16 protein-coding genes and 5 pseudogenes are annotated in these 16297 nt (G+C 40.7%); 4 read left to right on the plus strand and 17 right to left on the minus strand.

All coding sequences use genetic code 11. The annotated features are described in order from the left end of the window. Window positions 1–23: 23 nt before the first annotated feature. The 4 genes from WKT11_RS01560 to WKT11_RS01575 form a co-directional block, all read right to left on the minus strand. On the minus strand, window positions 24–911 hold the full coding sequence (locus WKT11_RS01560; protein ID WP_242859357.1) for a carbohydrate ABC transporter permease: 888 nt from the start codon (window positions 909–911) through the stop codon (window positions 24–26). Beyond that, complete coding sequence (locus tag WKT11_RS01565) at window positions 908–1852, minus strand: carbohydrate ABC transporter permease (protein WP_340281982.1); 945 nt, start codon at window positions 1850–1852, stop codon at window positions 908–910. Before WKT11_RS01565 ends, WKT11_RS01560 begins: the two co-directional genes overlap by 4 nt. A gap of 53 nt (window positions 1853–1905) precedes the next feature. After that, on the minus strand, window positions 1906–4374 hold the full coding sequence (locus WKT11_RS01570) for an extracellular solute-binding protein (RefSeq protein ID WP_340281984.1): 2469 nt from the start codon (window positions 4372–4374) through the stop codon (window positions 1906–1908). Window positions 4375–4458: 84 nt separating this feature from the next. Next, the gene (locus tag WKT11_RS01575) at window positions 4459–5130 is read right to left on the minus strand and encodes a response regulator transcription factor (RefSeq protein ID WP_117676345.1); all 672 of its coding nucleotides are present in this window, start codon (window positions 5128–5130) and stop codon (window positions 4459–4461) included. Window positions 5131–5273: 143 nt separating this feature from the next. Between WKT11_RS01575 and WKT11_RS01580 the strand changes: the two genes are divergently transcribed. Further along, window positions 5274–6551, plus strand: a complete 1278-nt coding sequence (locus WKT11_RS01580; protein WP_118609746.1) for a sensor histidine kinase — start codon at window positions 5274–5276, stop codon at window positions 6549–6551. 758 nt (window positions 6552–7309) lie between these two features. Beyond that, complete coding sequence (locus WKT11_RS01585) at window positions 7310–7474, plus strand: hypothetical protein (protein ID WP_226825030.1); 165 nt, start codon at window positions 7310–7312, stop codon at window positions 7472–7474. Window positions 7475–7558: 84 nt separating this feature from the next. Here WKT11_RS01585 and WKT11_RS01590 read toward each other — a convergent pair whose 3' ends face one another. Then, window positions 7559–8077, minus strand: coding sequence for a nitroreductase family protein (locus WKT11_RS01590; RefSeq protein WP_025579184.1), 519 nt, complete (start codon window positions 8075–8077; stop codon window positions 7559–7561). A gap of 123 nt (window positions 8078–8200) precedes the next feature. On the opposite strand from WKT11_RS01590, the gene WKT11_RS01595 reads away from it, so the two are divergent. Then, window positions 8201–8524, plus strand: coding sequence for a winged helix-turn-helix transcriptional regulator (locus WKT11_RS01595; protein ID WP_340281991.1), 324 nt, complete (start codon window positions 8201–8203; stop codon window positions 8522–8524). 65 nt (window positions 8525–8589) lie between these two features. Here WKT11_RS01595 and WKT11_RS01600 read toward each other — a convergent pair. The 4 genes and pseudogenes from WKT11_RS01600 to WKT11_RS01610 form a co-directional block, all read right to left on the minus strand. Further along, a pseudogene (locus WKT11_RS01600) lies at window positions 8590–8775 on the minus strand (conjugal transfer protein); the annotation flags it as partial. 33 nt (window positions 8776–8808) lie between these two features. Continuing rightward, window positions 8809–8997, minus strand: a pseudogene (locus WKT11_RS19920) (helix-turn-helix domain-containing protein); the annotation flags it as partial. A 95-nt stretch (window positions 8998–9092) separates the two neighbouring features. After that, window positions 9093–10142 (minus strand): PDDEXK nuclease domain-containing protein, encoded by a 1050-nt coding sequence (locus WKT11_RS01605; protein ID WP_118411555.1) that lies wholly within the window; start codon window positions 10140–10142, stop codon window positions 9093–9095. A 157-nt stretch (window positions 10143–10299) separates the two neighbouring features. Next, window positions 10300–10647, minus strand: a complete 348-nt coding sequence (locus WKT11_RS01610; protein ID WP_117676347.1) for a TnpV protein — start codon at window positions 10645–10647, stop codon at window positions 10300–10302. On the opposite strand from WKT11_RS01610, the pseudogene WKT11_RS01615 reads away from it, so the two are divergent. Then, window positions 10647–10769 (plus strand): annotated as a pseudogene (locus WKT11_RS01615) (helix-turn-helix domain-containing protein); the annotation flags it as partial. The gene WKT11_RS01610 and the pseudogene WKT11_RS01615 sit on opposite strands and share 1 nt — an antisense overlap. A gap of 612 nt (window positions 10770–11381) precedes the next feature. Here the strand turns inward: WKT11_RS01615 and WKT11_RS01620 are convergent. The 8 genes and pseudogenes from WKT11_RS01620 to WKT11_RS01655 all read right to left on the minus strand — a co-directional run bounded on the left by WKT11_RS01620 (window position 11382) and on the right by WKT11_RS01655 (window position 16296). Next, window positions 11382–12341, minus strand: a complete 960-nt coding sequence (locus WKT11_RS01620; protein WP_118419850.1) for an RNA-guided endonuclease InsQ/TnpB family protein — start codon at window positions 12339–12341, stop codon at window positions 11382–11384. Further along, on the minus strand, window positions 12313–12480 hold the full coding sequence (locus tag WKT11_RS01625) for a helix-turn-helix domain-containing protein (protein ID WP_118419849.1): 168 nt from the start codon (window positions 12478–12480) through the stop codon (window positions 12313–12315). Before WKT11_RS01625 ends, WKT11_RS01620 begins: the two co-directional genes overlap by 29 nt. Next, a pseudogene (gene tnpA, locus WKT11_RS01630) lies at window positions 12443–12816 on the minus strand (IS200/IS605 family transposase). Before tnpA ends, WKT11_RS01625 begins: the two are co-directional and overlap by 38 nt. Window positions 12817–13009: 193 nt before the next feature. After that, window positions 13010–13228, minus strand: coding sequence for a hypothetical protein (locus WKT11_RS01635; RefSeq protein WP_243871181.1), 219 nt, complete (start codon window positions 13226–13228; stop codon window positions 13010–13012). A 9-nt stretch (window positions 13229–13237) separates the two neighbouring features. Continuing rightward, a pseudogene (locus WKT11_RS01640) lies at window positions 13238–13303 on the minus strand (helix-turn-helix domain-containing protein); the annotation flags it as partial. Window positions 13304–13496: 193 nt separating this feature from the next. After that, window positions 13497–14873, minus strand: a complete 1377-nt coding sequence (locus WKT11_RS01645) for a sensor histidine kinase (RefSeq protein ID WP_118591737.1) — start codon at window positions 14871–14873, stop codon at window positions 13497–13499. Then, on the minus strand, window positions 14861–15523 hold the full coding sequence (locus tag WKT11_RS01650; protein ID WP_340282002.1) for a response regulator transcription factor: 663 nt from the start codon (window positions 15521–15523) through the stop codon (window positions 14861–14863). The genes WKT11_RS01645 and WKT11_RS01650 overlap by 13 nt, the downstream gene beginning before the upstream one ends. A gap of 14 nt (window positions 15524–15537) precedes the next feature. Beyond that, entirely contained in the window at window positions 15538–16296 is a 759-nt protein-coding gene (locus tag WKT11_RS01655; protein WP_340282004.1) for a lantibiotic immunity ABC transporter MutG family permease subunit, read from the minus strand. Window position 16297: the final 1 nt, after the last annotated feature.

Here is a 16297-nt window from a genome sequence, read left to right on the forward strand (position 1 = left end):
TAAATCCTCTCGTTTCTGTCGCTCTATTCCTTGATTGCCGTGGATATGATCCCTTGTTCCAGATAATCCTGCCCTGCCAGAAAAACGATCACTGCCGGGATCAGAACCAGAACAGATACCGCAAATGCCTTTCCTGTCTGGGAGATATCGATCTGTGGAAGGTACAGAGACAGCGGCCACAGACTTTTGGTCTTCAGAAATGCCATTGGCTGTTCGATCAGATTCCAGTATTCCAGAAATCCCAGAACCAGTGCCGAAATGATACCCGCAGAACCCAGAGGGATTCCGATTCTGATAAAAATAAGCAGCTCACCCGCCCCGTCCAGCCGCGCAGATTCCATCAGTGCCTCCGGAATACTCTCAAAGAAACGATACATGATAAAAACCGGAAACGTGGAAAAGGCCGCCGGAAGAATAATCCCCCACAGATGATCCAGAAGTTTCATCTGATCCAGAACCAGATAATTACTGAGCATCATTACCTGAAAGGGCATCATCATCAATGCCACATAGATCATAAACAGCAGATTTTTTCCCGGAAAACGATATCTGGCAAATCCCCACGCTGCCGGTACTCCCACCAGGATCTGCCCTGCCAGAACTCCGACAGTAATCTTTACGGAATTCCAGAACATCACAAAAAACTCCGGAGAATCCAGCAGGACTTTCACATAGGATCTCAGCGTCGGATAAAGTGGAAGTACTCTCCAGAATACATAACTGACTGCCTGACCGGAAGCAGATCCACTGTCTGCTGTCAGTACCGCCCCCAGAAGATCATTTAATTCCTTCTGCCCCATCAGTGATCCTGTAACTGAAAAAAATACCGGAAATATTGCCACCAGTGCAAGGAGTACAAGGAGCAGGCTTCCTATCTTCCTGATACGGAATATCTGCATAACTTTTCTCATTCTGCCCCGCCTTTCCCCCAGGCTTTCCACAATCCCAGGATCAGCAGAAAAATCACCAGTCCGGTCACCACTGCCGCAGCCGACATCTTATCCAGCGACAGGTCCCTATACCAGTTGTTAAACAGATGCTGAAGCAGATACATTTTTTCCTGCGGATAATCACCGGCCACCAGATATGCCTCACGGAAAACCTTAAATGCATTGAGTACAGAAAGTACCACGATCGTAAAAAGGGACGGGAGCAGATTCGGGAGTGTGATCTTCGTAAAACATTTCCACTCCCCTGCCCCGTCCACTTTTGCTGCCTCGTAAAGTGCCGCCGGAATGGCAGACAATCCTGCCATCCAGAACACTACATCATATCCAAGATTTCTCCATATATAACTGATCACCAGTACATAAAAAGAAGCACCTGTATTCATCCAGTCAGTCGTCTGAACAGATAACATATGAAGCAGGTGATTCAATAAGCCCTGATCGTCAAAAAGCAGTCTCCACAGAAGTACCACTGATGCTACAGGGATTGCCATTGGCAGAAGAAAGAAACTTTTCAGAATCTGCGTAAATCTTTTCTGCCCTGCAAGCAGGACTGCTATGATCAGAGACAATACCACCAGCAGCGGCACACACACTCCGAAGAACCGAAGTGTGTTGCCTGCTGCCAGACGAAACGCTTTGTTTGCAAATATCGTCCTGTAGTTCTCTATCCCCACAAATTCTCCATTCACTGCCCCGCAAAAAGATCTGCGGATCACATCCACATACGGGACCAGCCAGAAAATGCAGACACCTGCAAAACTCGGAAGAATAAAAGCCAGACCTTTTTGTGTATTTCTGAAAGCTGCACATCTTCTGCGATTTCGTTTCCGACTAAACAGCAAATCTGATTTTGCGTTCCGTTTCTCTGTTAAAGATAAGTGTTCTTTTAAATTAATCTTCATTCTCTTAAACTCCCTTACCTTGCAGTATTGGGTAATCAGCAGCAGACAGCCGCTTATTCAGATAAATACAGATTTACTTCCTGCATGATCTCTTTCACAGCATCATCCAGCCCCGTTTCTCCATTGAGGTATTTCTCACCGGATTCCGTTACTGCATTTCGGATGATCTGATTACTCTTTGCAGGTACAGTAAGTGTTTTTCCCAGATCCATGATGTTCTGTATTGCTTCATCTTCCGGAATGATCTCGTCCATCTCAAGCTGTTTGATATTACCATCTCCCGTATCATAAGAGGCTCCGATCGAGCCAATGGTATCTCCACTGGATTTTCCCATTTTCCAGTAAGCCATATCTTCATAAACCTTGCTGTTTACAGCCAGTCCTTCATCATTGCTTGCTCTCTGGGATTCCTCTTCAAACAGGAACTTTACGAACTTCTCTGCCGCTTCTTTTTCAGATGCCTTTGCACTGATTCCCACAATGCTCCTTGGATAGAAACAATTCTCGCTTTGTCCGTTTAGAAGTCTGTAATCCAGATCCGGATCTACTTTTTTTGCAGAATCCAGATACACCAGACCCTCCGGTGAAAGCAGACCGCCTGCCGCCACTGTATTGACTTTTACAAGCAGATCCGTTATCGATCCTGCAATATTTGTATATCCGGAACGATCTGAATTCGCCCAGTCATCACCCATCTGGTAAGCTTTCTTTGTCTCTTCTATCGCATCCTTCTGAGTCTGCCAGATCCTGTTTACCTGCTCCAGATATTCTTTCAGTGCATCTTCTTTGAGGGTTCCGTCCTCGTTCATCCATGCCGGTGTACTATTGTCTATGGTTCCCTGTATCAGCCCGGACGGTGATATGGAAAAAGAGCTGAAAAATTTCAGTTTTCCATAGCTGTCTTTCTGGCTTTCCGCTGCATCAGCCTCTGTTGTCAGATCCGTAATTCCGGCGATGATATCCTTATTTCCCTCTATCATCGGAATGCCGAACTTGACAGGCATGGTATAAATGCTTCCATCCTCTTTTGTATATGCATCTTTGATATTTGGCAGGATATCTTCGTCTTTTAATACCCCGCTTAAATTCTCCAGCATTCCTCTCTCTATATAGGTATCCTCTGAAATTCCATCCAGCAGCAGAACATCCGGTCCTGTTCCGGCCATGATCTCTGTATTGAGCACTTTCAGCGCATCCGTATCTGTGACGGAATCATCTCCTGACATTCCCGCCTCAATATTCACATAAATATCCGGATATTTTTTCTGGAAAAGCACTGCTGCCTGTTTTATGAAGTTACTGTCTTTCAGGGAATAAACTGTCAGCTCTGTATCCGGTGTCGTTGGGGTATCTTTGGAATATACATAGGAATAAATTCTGATATCCTCGCCTGCATTACAGCCCACATAGAAATTTCCATCGCTGTCCTGTCCCCATGCTACAGTTCCTGTATCCGGTGAACTGAGCGAATTCAAGGAACCATCGATTATCTGTTCCACTGTGCTGCCTCCCAGAACATATCTGTAAACACCGGTATGATCAATATAAAAAAGGCTGTTATCCTCATCTCCCTTTAAGAACATAAGCGGAAAACTGCTGGTTGTTGTCCAGTTGACATCCTGCTCATCAGACTGGATCTGCTCTGTAAGCGCGCTGATATTGTCCAGTGGTTTTCCAGTATCCAGATCATATCCGTGAAGAGTCTGATCCTGAATGGTAAACAACATTTTTCCTGCTGTTCCGATAAAATCAACATTGATTCCTTCCTCATATCTTCTTACCAGACTTCCATCTGAAGGATTGATCTCTGCTACGCCATTATCGGAATCTACGATAAGAACTGTCCCATTCTCTGTGAAACATGCCTGAAATGTATAGGAAGACTGAAGCGTATCTCCGGTATCAACTTTCTGTACATTTCCATCAGGGGAAAGATAGAAAAATTCCATTTTCAGGTTGTCATACGCAGAATCCTCTTCCCCACTGTCGGCTGTTGTCTGTGCATTTTCATTGTCCCTGTCAGGAGACAGATCTGCCCCGACAAGTATACTTCCATCCGCTGCTGCAGAGACAACGCTGATATATTCTCCCAGATTCTCCTTAAGCCCCAACAGTTCTTCCAGACTTTTTCCATTCGTCCAGGTTTCTCCATTATCTGCAGAATCTGCTGCATAATAACAGTTATCTGCTGTACTGTAATAAACCATGCGCAATGCACCTGAGTCGAGTACTTTGACATCTCTCAGAAACTGGCTGTTTTCAGGTACTGTAAGATCATTTTCCAGAAAACGTCCCATTGCTTTTGTGCTCTCATCTTTTGTTTTTTTGCCATCTGAATTGTCAGTATTTACATTCACAAGATCTGCTGTATCTGCATTTCCTGCCTGATTGCTGCTTCCTGTTTTTCCTTTGCTTCCGGAATTTTTTCCATCTGCACCGCCACATCCGGCAAACAGGCTGCCGGTAAGTGCGATCACTCCGGCAACGGCGATTCCCTGTTTCCATCTTTTTATTTTTCTCATATCAGGATATACCTCCATGTTTTTATTTTCTTTCTGTCCCTCTCAGGATAAATGGATTGTAACAGGCAAATCTCTAAACTTTCTCTAATTTTCCAGCCGATATCCAATTCCCCGGACGTTTTTCAGGTTCAGTGTACTTCTGACACTTTTTAATCTTCGCCTCAGAAAATGAATATAATTATCCAGATTTCCATCCTCCACCTCGCTGTCTGCTCCCCAGACACGGTTGAGGATCACCTCTCTCGGAAGTGTCTGACCAGCGTTTCGAAGCATCAGCTCCAGAAGTGCTCCTTCCCGTTTGGAAAGGGTACATTCCTTTCCGTTTCCTTCCAGTCTGCCGCTTTCGGGATCAAAAATAAGATCTCCGAGCGATAATACTGCCGTGTCCTCCCATCTTCCGGGTCTTCGAACCATGCACTGTATTCTTGCCAGAAGTTCTTCGAAGGCAAACGGCTTCACCATATAGTCATCTGCGCCGCCTTTCAGTCCGGTCAGTTTATCCTGTAATTCTCCCAGTGCAGTCAGCATGATCACCGGTGTGGAAACATGATTCTTTCTGGCTTCCTGCAAAACAGTGATGCCATCCATGGACGGGAGCATCCGGTCCAGGATCACCAGATCATGGCTTCGTTCTTTCATATAATAAAGCCCTTCTTCTCCGTCATCGCAGATATCTGTCTCATAGCCTTCTTTTTCGAGCTGAAATCTCATGCTCTCTGCCAGTTCCCTGTCATCCTCTATCAGTAAAATTTTCATCTGTTTTCATCCTCCTGATCTTTCATTATACATGAGTTTTCTCTAAATTGTCTCTATACTCGGTTACAGGAATTTTTTTAGAGATTATTTACAGGTTTTCATGATACAATTACCATACAATCTCATAAAGGAGTAAATATTTCATGTTTCGCAGACTTCATATTCAAATGACTTTTTTCTCTGCTCTGATCATCGGCATCGTCATTTTTATTATGACAACTGCCTGTAATTTCATCGCAGAAAACAGCACAGGCCAGAATGCGTGGAATACCTTTCAGAACAACGCCATCTCCTGTATCTCTCATCTGGAAACGCAGAGTATCATCAGCAGTGACTGGATTTTGCAGGCAGAAAAAAATTATGATATTTCCATGGATATCAGAGACAACGGAAATTCTCTTTATCTGAAAAAACTACAGACGGATTCTCTGGATGAAACGATTTTCCGGAAGGCAGAAGAAATCTCTGCTGCTTCCTATGCACTTGATCTTTCCAATCCCGGTGCGGTCAGTAAACTGACAAAACGGATCTTTTTTCAGATGAAAGATTTCTATGTTTCCACTGCTCTGATCCCCAAGAGCCACGGAACCGTCAGTATGATCATCCTGTATTCCCTGGATTCTGTAAAACACAAGATTCTGTTACAGAGACTTGCATTCTCCGGCGCAGCTTTTCTGGCAATTCTGGCTCTGAGTATCTGTTCCTGGTTCTTTACCGGAAGAATGATCACTCCCCTGGAAAAAAGCAGGCAGGAACAGACCGAATTTATCGCTGCTGCCTCCCATGAGCTTCGCTCCCCTCTGGCAGTAATCCTGTCCGGAATCTCTGCCATGAAAAAGGCAGATCCGAAAGAGCAGGGACATTTTCTTTCAGTCATAGAAAAAGAAGGGACACGAATGTCCCTCCTGATAAATGATATGCTCTCTCTGTCAAATGCAGATAACCATTCCTGGAAAATGCATCCGGTTTCCTGTGAACTGGATACTTTACTTCTGGATACCTACGAAAAGTATGAACCCCTGATGCAGGACCACCATATGAAATTTTTCATTGAACTTCCGGAAGAGGAAATCCCTCCCTGTCCCTGTGACCCGGAAAGGATCAGTCAGGTGCTTGGAATCCTTCTTGACAATGCCATCAGTTATGTCCCCGAAAACGGGAAAATTATTCTTTCCCTTTCACAGACCAAAACGCACTTTCTTATCCGCGTCAAAGACAACGGACCCGGTATTCCGGATTCTGCCAAGACTTCTGTTTTCCGGCGTTTTTACCGAGCAGATTCTGCCAGAAATAACAGGCAGCATTTTGGTCTGGGACTGTGTATTGCGTATGAGATCATTTCACTTCATAAAGGAACAATCTCTGTACTGGATACCCCGGGCGGTGGTTCTACTTTTCAGATTTCTCTGCCGTTGGCATAACACAGTAATTTTCTGTAACATAAAAACCGGAACGAACATACGGCCTCCCCGCATATTCGTTCCGGTTTTCTAATATTCATTCCTCTGATGGATTCATAGGTCGAGTAGGTGCACCCCTTACGGTCGTACACCCCTCACAGAACTCCGGACGTGCGGCTTTCCCGCATCCGGCTCTTTGCGAAACGAATCGTTCACATTATCATTCGTATATATTGACATATATCCGGGGTCTTACCAGTGGATAGCTGTTATCCAGCATATTTAGAAATTCTACCCAATTATAGCTTTTCTTCTGGCTTCTCCGGTTCAGATAATAGAACAGGCTTCTCATGATGTTATATCGGAATGCCGTTATACTTTCTTAATGTTTATTTTTGACTTTCTCCCAAATTCGGGAAAACTTATATTTGTATCAGCTAAAATGTTGATACATAAAAAAGGGCAGTCAGTGTAAAAAAGTAAAATTTTATGTACTCTGGCAGCTATCTTTGTTATTTCTCCTGCTCCGGTAACATTTCTTTTTGCTTATTTTGCCCTAAATGCCCTTAATTCCCTGATTCATATTTAACTGTAACTGTTTATAATCTCTTTTTTTAATCCCTATCATATCTTTTGACTCCTAATTCTATCAAAATATGGTGTTTCAATTCATCTTTCTAGAAATGTACTTTGTCAACTTTTCCGTTAATATCGTTCGATATGCCCATTGTAATTATGAGCTTTTTCAAGAAGAACGAAAGATACTGCTGGAAAAGTGTATGACAGTTTTACAGCAGTATCTTTCTGGTATTCAAAAACAAGATACGAACGAATGGGAAAAACAGGTCAATCCGTATCATGTTGCCAATCTACAACGTATGACGGATATTGTCTTAGCTGAAATTAGCGGTACAGAACGACTTTTTAAAGCTACAACAAAATAGAATATATGGAAATAGGGCTTGCGGAGCATACTATATAGAGTATGACGCAAGCCTTTTGTCCCAACCTATAATCTCTGTCCAAATTTATAAATAATCATAAGAAACTAATTCTTCCATAGGAATACGTGTTTCTGAATGACGTTCTGAATCTTCTGCAATACCTTTTCCATAACCGATAGCCAAAATATTGATAGGCTCTAAATTATCCGGTAACTGAAATTCTTTCTTGATTACATCTGGTTTAAAAAAGCATACCCATACAGTTCCTAATCCTAATTCTGTCGCCTGCAACATCATATGATCTGTTAAGATAGAAGCATCTATATCTGTCGTCTGTTTATTATCGAAAGGTCTTGTCCATGCCTTTGAATGGTCTGCACAAACGATAATTGCCAGTGGAGCATTGTAAATATTTCCAGCTTTAGCAATGCTTTTTAATCGCTCTTTGTCCTGTACCACTAACAATTTAACCGGCTGTAAATTCGCCGCAGTTGGTGCAACATGAGCACAAGCAAGTATTTTTTCTAACTTTTCTTTTTCAACTGGTTTATCTTCATATTTTCTAACAGAATATCTTTTCTTAGCAATATCTAATAATGACATATTAAAATCTCCTTAATTCTTGTATATTAGGTCAACCTATACTATAATTCTATCTGAAATAGTATTTTTGTACAAGAACGCACTATTTTGTAATATACTACCCAAAAAGGAAGTGAAGATATTATGGGAAATAATTGTTGTGGTTTTAGCTGTCCAGTTGAGGCAACCATTCAACTTATTGGTGGAAAATATAAAGCTGTTATTTTATGGCATTTAATGAACAAAACGTTACGGTACAATGAAATTCATAAACTAATTCCGAAAGCAACTGATAAAATGCTAGCTCAACAGCTTCGAGAGCTTGAAAAAGATGGACTTATTAACCGTAAGGTTTATCCAGTTGTTCCTCCAAAAACAGAGTATTCTTTAACAAAATTCGGGGAAACACTGACACCCATTCTTGATGAACTATGTAATTGGGGAGAAAAATATTTGATTCAAAAATAAATGTCATGGTAAATAACTTTTTATAAATTATTTACCATGACATTCTTTTAGCATTTTTTACAAACTTATCCTACAATCTTCCAGTTATCGTCCTTATGAAGCACAAGCTCATACTGTGAGATTTGTGTCATTTTCGACTTGTTATCCAGATACTTTACGGGCACACTGACTTTGAGGTTGTCGCCATCTTTGGTAAAGACAGGGTTTACCAGTTCTGAAAATACATAGTCGCCGGATACAGGAGCAAGCACGAAACTGTCCAAGTCGTCCAACAAGTAATCTGGTAATTCTTCTAACTGCTCATAGATACGGTTCAGTTCCGAAATGGAGATATTATAATTCCAGTTATCCGGCAGGCTCAGCATCAGAGACAACACCCCCTTTGCCTTTAATGACGGACTCTTGTTTTTAAAATGATGGTTACTCATTACCGTATAATTTTTTGTTCGCTCCACACGAAAAATCTGTGACATTATCTCTCACTTCCTTTCTGCAAAAAGAAAAAGACGTAAGTCATATTTTTTATGACTCACGCCTGTTCTGAATTTCATTATTAAATTGAAAACCTTTATTCTTCTTTCCTCTGTTCCAACAGCTCTCTCGCATTTGCAATAGCAAGGGATAACTTCTGTTCTAAAAGTTCTTTTGGAGGCATTTTAGTCATATACTGTCCCACATGGATATTTCCATGATCCAATTGCATTAATTCTATGGTTTCCTGCGATTTTTCTGCACATAATATAAGAGCAACCGGACTTTCTTCACCTTCTACTCTTTCATTTTTTTCCAACCATCGCAAATACAGTTCAACTTGTCCTTTATCTTGCGGTTCAAATTCTCCAAGCTTTAACTCAACAAGAACCAGCCTTTTCAAACCTCTGTGATAAAACAATAAATCCATATAATAGTCTTTACCATCCAGCACAAAATGCTTCTGCCTTGCCAAAAACGCAAAATCCGATCCCATTTCCAAAATAAATTTTTCTAATTCCGCAAGAATGGCATTTTCCAAATCTTTTTCACTATAAGTATCACGTAAACCAAGAAAATCAAGCATATATGGATCTCTGTAAAAAAGATCCAGACTCATTTTTCCATCATCCCGTAATTCGGCAATCTCATCTTTTATTGTTTCTTCTGGTTTCTTCGATATTGCAGTGCGTTCATAAAGCATAGATTTTTTTCTTTCACGCAATGTCCTCACTGACCAGTTCTCTTGCATACACATTGCAGCATAAAAGTCTCTCTTTAACTCGTCGTGTATTGGCAAAATCTCTACAAAATGTGACCAGGTCAATTGTTGCGACAGTGTCGCAACTTTTTCGAAGTCAGGAAATTCCTGATAAAATTTAATCATTCTCGAAATTGATGTTTTATCAAATCCAGAACCATACTCCTGTTCCAAACGTTTACTGACTTCTGCAACAACTTTTTTTCCATACTCAGGCTTATTATCTCCGGTGAACTCCGCACTAAGTCTTTTCCCAATTCCCCAGTTAAGTGAGATAATGGCATCGTTCACAACTTTCTTTACATCCGTTTTCTTTTCTCTGATCAATGCATTTATTTCATCGTAAATGTTATCAATATTATTTGCTACTATTATTTCTTTTTTCATTATTGATTCCCTTCTATAATTTAAAATACCAACTTGGCATTTCAAAATCGTACCAACAGGTTATTGTTATATTACCCTATTTTTCTCGTTCTGCCTACTGCAATTTTATATTCTCATACAACAATGAGGTCGCATTCCACGACCTCATCACATTCATTTAAACATAAATCAATTCTTTCAGGATAATCTCTTCTGCAATCGCTCTGTGCTGATTGGCAGCTCTGACCCATGCCATCTGATCTTTCTCTTTATCCGGCAAAGGCTCTTTTTCCTCTAACTGTTTCAGAATGACTTCTTCTCGTTCCCTGGCTGCCTTGTCCACTTCCAGCAGATGCTCACCAATCGTATCCTGCAAAAGCATCACCTGATACAGGGAATTACGATGGTTCTTCAGATAATCTCTGCGTAAGAATCCATACTTGCCAAGCTGCTCCATCTGATTACCTGATTTATAAGTAAGGTTCGGAATCAGATATCCATTCACATTTGTATAAGTCAGTTTCATGGACTCTTAGAAAAGAAGAACTAAAATCCGGCGAGATTACCAGAGATGAATATTTTGAATGGAAAATCAACTGGCCGCAGACTTGTGATGATTGCGGTAAACGGGAACCGTCAAAGCAGTGAAAAAATTCATACAAATAATCCAAAGACCGAAACTCACCATCATACTCTGAATTTCGGTCTTCTTAAACTCATTCGCAGTTGGTCTGTGCCTTCACAGTAACTACAAATATTGTACCTCATATAATTTCTACAAACGTCTTATAAAAATCATATATTTTTCCGTTTTCCTGTGCACAGAGCAAAAAGCTGCTGATGATTGCACCGGTACGGTACGATTCCTGAATATGTGATAAGTGTTCGTAGAGATTATTGGGAAAACCAGCTGTCACTTCTTCCCTCAGCAAAAAAGTTACATATCGATTTACCTTTTTTTGCCAAAGAATACTGGATTTTGGAAACAAGGAACTCATTTCCGCCGGTATAGTAAGCCCACGTTGTTCCTGTGGAAGTGTTTGCGTATGCTGTACTCGTGAATAAAGATATGGATTTTCAATATACTGACGCAGCTTGTCCCTTTCAAGTGACATGCTCCCACCACTTAAATCTTACGATTTTGAAGTGGGGGCTTCCTGCTCGATTGCCTTTTAAGGCAAAGCTAAAACAGGCTATCCCCACGTGTCCCGCGGTTTTGTTTTTTATGTTCATCCGGTTACGGATTTTTTTCTTGCGCCGTCAGGCACATTCTTTATAAATCCTTTTTCCTTCTTCTCGGATATTGACTGCTGCATTCACATCCCGATCCATCCTGTTTCCACATTCACAGACATACATTCTGTCCGACAATGCCAGTTCCTTTTTCTTATGTCCACATACACTGCAAATCTTGCTCGATGCAAAATAACGGTCTACCTTTATAAGATGTTTTCCGCGCTCTTCCAGTTTGTATCCCAGCATGGACAGAAACTGCCCATACCCGTTATCCTGCACGCCTTTCCCAAGATGCAGCCCTCCGGACATTCCCTGCTGATTCAGATCTTCCACGCATACTGCATCATATCTTTCAGCAAGCTCCCTGCTGAGCTTATGCTGGAAATCTTTTCTCTGGTTCTTTATCTTTTCATGAAATAAAGCTACCTTTTTCTTCTGTTTCTGATAGTTCCGGCTTCCTTTTTCACAGTGGGAAAGCTTTCTCTGTTCCCTTGCAAGTTTTTTCTCTGCTTTTCTGTAAAACATAGGGTACCCGGCTTTTTCTCCTGTAGAAAATACACACATTCCCTGCATGGCAAAATCGATCCCGAGAAATCTCTCTGCCCGTCTTTTTTCCACTGTTTGGCTCTCACAGCAGAACAAAAGACTTGCATAATATTTCCCGGATGACTCACGGCTTATCGTTACCGATTTCAGTTTCCAGTCTGACGGGATCTGGCGATGAAGTTTTATTTTTACGGCAGACATCTTTGGAAGCTTCAAATGGGTATCCTGCAAAAGGATATTCCCATTTACTGCATTGGTCGTATAAGAAATTCCTGAATGTTTTCTTGATTTATAGCGGGGAAATCCGCAGGATGGTTCCCGGAAAAACTTCCGGAACGCACTTTCCAGATGCAGCTGCGCATTCGCCAGGGCAAGGGAGTCCACCTCCTTCAGCCAGGGATATTCCTTCTTATATCCGGCCGGTGTGTTCCTGAGCATCTTTTTTTTCTTTCTGGTAATAGCTGATCTTGTCCGCAAGCATCTGGTTATAGATAAAGCGGCTGCAGCCGATTGTTTTCTCTATCTGAATTCTCTGCTCTTTATCTGGATAGATCCTTATTTTTATGGCGCGGTTCATTTTTCTCACCCTGGCTTTCTATATACTGCCGTATCGTTTCAATCGGCGCCCCGCCTGCACTGAGCAGGCAGGAGCTTCAGCAGTCTGTGGTTGGCACTTTTACAGGCATTGATGAATTTACGGTGTTCCGTCTTTGGCTGTGCGCAGAACATCACATGAACATGGTCTGTATCGTGATTCCATTCTTCCAGTACGATCCCGTATCCGGGTGCGATATACTCAAAGATCTCTTTTGCTCTTTCGGATATTTCGTCATTCAGTACTTTTCTTCTGTATTTTATAACCAAGGTGATAATATAGCAGAAATACTGAATTGGAATTATGGTCTGATTCTATTGTATTTATCACTCTTTTTCTTATATCGACTGATATGTATTTACGAACTAATTGTTCTTTTTCAGTATACTATATCAGGGGATAGAGAACAAGTGTTTCTTTGGTACTATAAGGACTTTTTTGAGCAGATATGCTCAGATGTGCAATTCTTCTCACCACCTGAAGGACGCCACTGAAAAACTGTTTTTTCATACTATATACAGTGTCTCAAAGTTGATTGATGTACTTTATTTTGTGTTAATTTATACGCAAAAAGGACTTTTTCAGTGGCCTTCCTTACGATAGATATCCATGCAAATTTGATAACGTTATTTTCAGCTTTGGCTACTTTCATGTCTCTTTCAATTTTATTAAGCAATGTCGCATCTCCTTTCAATAATTCATCCAGGCTTAAATCATATAATTCACTCATTCTTATAATGCTTACAATATCAGGTAGTGATTTCCCATTTTCCCAGTTAGAAATAGTCTGCCTGGAAACATTGATATCTTCAGCAACCTGTTCCTGTGTAAGTTTTTTATAGTACGAGCATTTTTAATTTTATCAGCTATCATAATTCTGTATGCCCCCTTTCTTCTATGAGATTACAGCAAACGTAGTAGTAATGTCTATCAAAAGGCTTTTACATATTAGATAAAAGCATGTAAAATTTCTTTTACATAGCTTAATTGCGTTCTATTTAGCGTGTTTCCTGACTACTCAGGAAAAATATCTCTACCTTCGCCCCACCTGTATTTTCAGAATTTGAAAGTTTAATCCCTCCGCCATATTTTTCAGCCACAGTTTTTGCAAAAAATAGCCCAATCCCATAATGGGCTTCTCCATTTCTACTTGTGTCATCCATAAAAAACTGCTCTGTGCCATGCAATAATGCTTCTTTTGTAAATCCTGATCCACTATCCTCCACAATGAATGTCAGCCGACCATCATGCTCCTTTGCACCAATATAAATGATTCCATTTTCTTTTGTATGCTCCACTGCATTCTGAATCACATTCATTACTGCCCGAAACATTTGATCATAGACAATCATTACCTTTTTATCACTTTGCTTTGCCTTCCAATCTATTTTCTGGTGATAGATTTCTGCCAGCCCAAGTGCCTGCTCCTTTATATCTGTAAAAAAATCTTCTAACATCACCGTTGTATAGGTAACATCACTGCAATTCCATGATTTTGTGACATCTATCAACTGCTGGACATAACTTTGTATCTGTGTTGTACCGTTTAAAACATAGGTAATATTATTTTTCTGTTCCGTGGTCAGTTCAGTCTCTGAAAGTAGTTCTGCATTTCCCCTTACAATCGTAAGAGGTGTTTTAATATCATGCGCCAAAGCAGACATCTGCTGGTTCTTTTCCTGCTCTGTTTTCCATTGCTTTTCTAAGGATTCCCGCAATGCATCTCGCATATCATCGATTGCCGATAAACAATCATCAAACTCTTTGATACCGGAACCAGATGTCTCATACTCCAGGTTCTGATTCTTTATTTGATCGATGGCATCTAACACAGGCTGCATCTGCTTTTTGATTCTTTTTCCAAAACATATGGACGGAATGATGATAATCGCTATCGCTCCAATCACAGCCATAATACTCATCACATTCTGAGGTCCTATAAAATGCTCCCTCAAAAAAGCCGAATGATACTGAGGTGTCAGGCGATATTGCAAAACAACATATTCATTTTCCCTTGAAATTACTTTATAAAAATATTTCCCGGATGCGGTTCCATACTTTGCAACATTCCATGCTATCTGTTCGTATTGTTCTGGAAGATTTCCACCTATTTCCTCTCCCTTCTCTGAAAAAATGACATAATTACAAAGTGCAGGAATCATCTCAGCAGTCACTTTATCTGCATGCAAAATCGTATCATATGCTTCATTAATCTTTTGCTCTGCATAATTCGCCGGATAAATGCAGCCCACACTGATCAAAAGGTAAAGTAGCAGATAAGCAACAATCACCAAACCGACTAATGATCCAAGCATGACAAGTACATATCTCATAAAAATCCTGCTGAGTGCATTGCTTCTCTTTACTCTTCCCATTTATATCCAATCCCCCAGACTGTTTTTATCGGTGTATAATTATACTCCGCAAATTTCGATCTTATATTTTTGATATGTGTAATAATGGTACTGTCATTACTCTCACTGTCAAAACCAAAGACCGCTTCTAATATCTGTTCCTTTGAGAAAACCTGTCCCCTGTTTTTAGCCAGGAATTCACAAATTTCGTACTCCGCTTTCGTAAGAGGAAGTTCCTTATCATCAACCACTAGTTTCTTTTGAGATATTTGAATACAGACCCTCCCCAAAACCATCCGGACAGAATGTTCCCTGTGCTCTCTTCTAAGATGTGCATTGATTCTTGCCCGAAGTTCCATCACTCCAAATGGCTTTGAAATATAATCATCTGCTCCCAACGAAAGTCCGTTCACCAGACTTTTTTCCTCCGTTTTTGCCGTAAGAAACAAAATCGGACAATCCACAAGTGTCCTGATTCTTTTGCATAATTCAAAGCCGTCCATTCCAGGCATCATAATGTCAAGTAAAATCAGGTCATAACGATGTAATTCTTCCATATTAAGTTTCAGCGGATTACTTACTTTGGTAACCAGATGTCCATCCTTAGCCAAAATGTTTTCTATCATTTCCAGGATTGCCGGTTCATCATCAACTGCCAGTATTTTTGCCATAGTTTCCCTCGATTCTATTCCGATATTCTGTTTCCTTCCCAGTGGTTTACCCACCAAAAATAGTATACCATACTAATCCCTGTAAATATTAAGCAACCTGGTATGAATGACAACCATTCACCTACACTAGTTTCTCCCAATACAGATTGCAGATAAGTATATGGTACTCTACCCGTCCAGCAGACAAATACATATTTCCACACATAATCTCCAAGTCCGGTAAGCATCAATGCACTGATTAGTCCTGATATAATCCCTGCTCCAATGGATACCCCTTTTCCAAACTGAAAAGCCAGAATCAGCTGCCACAGATAAAGTGGGACACTGCTTCCCCACAGCAGCAATGCTGCAACAACACATTTTTTTACAATTTCAATATTGCTGTTACTCCAGCTACCACTTGCTGATATCATTCCAAATCCAGTTCCAAATATCAAAGCAGTCAATAAGACAGAGCCAAGACAAAGCATCAGTAACAGCATCAGCTTCGATATAAATGTCACCCCTTTTTTCGATAAGGATAACATATTCTGAAAGTTACCTGCGTTTTGTTCCTGTTCCATCACACTTGCTGTAAAAATTCCAACAAGTACTGGAAGTCCTGCTCCTATTGCCTGATAAAATGCGATTATTTTCATATTGTCATCCCATAGTGAAAAAGAGTAGTACATTAAAAATACAACGCTGATTATAATCGGAATCAGTAAGTGTGCCAGAATCACAGAGGTTCCTTTCATCTTCCGTAAATCTGCATTCAGAAACCTTCCAAGCATC

This window comes from Blautia sp. HCN-1074 (assembly GCF_037890165.1).
Taxonomy (GTDB): domain Bacteria; phylum Bacillota; class Clostridia; order Lachnospirales; family Lachnospiraceae; genus Blautia_A.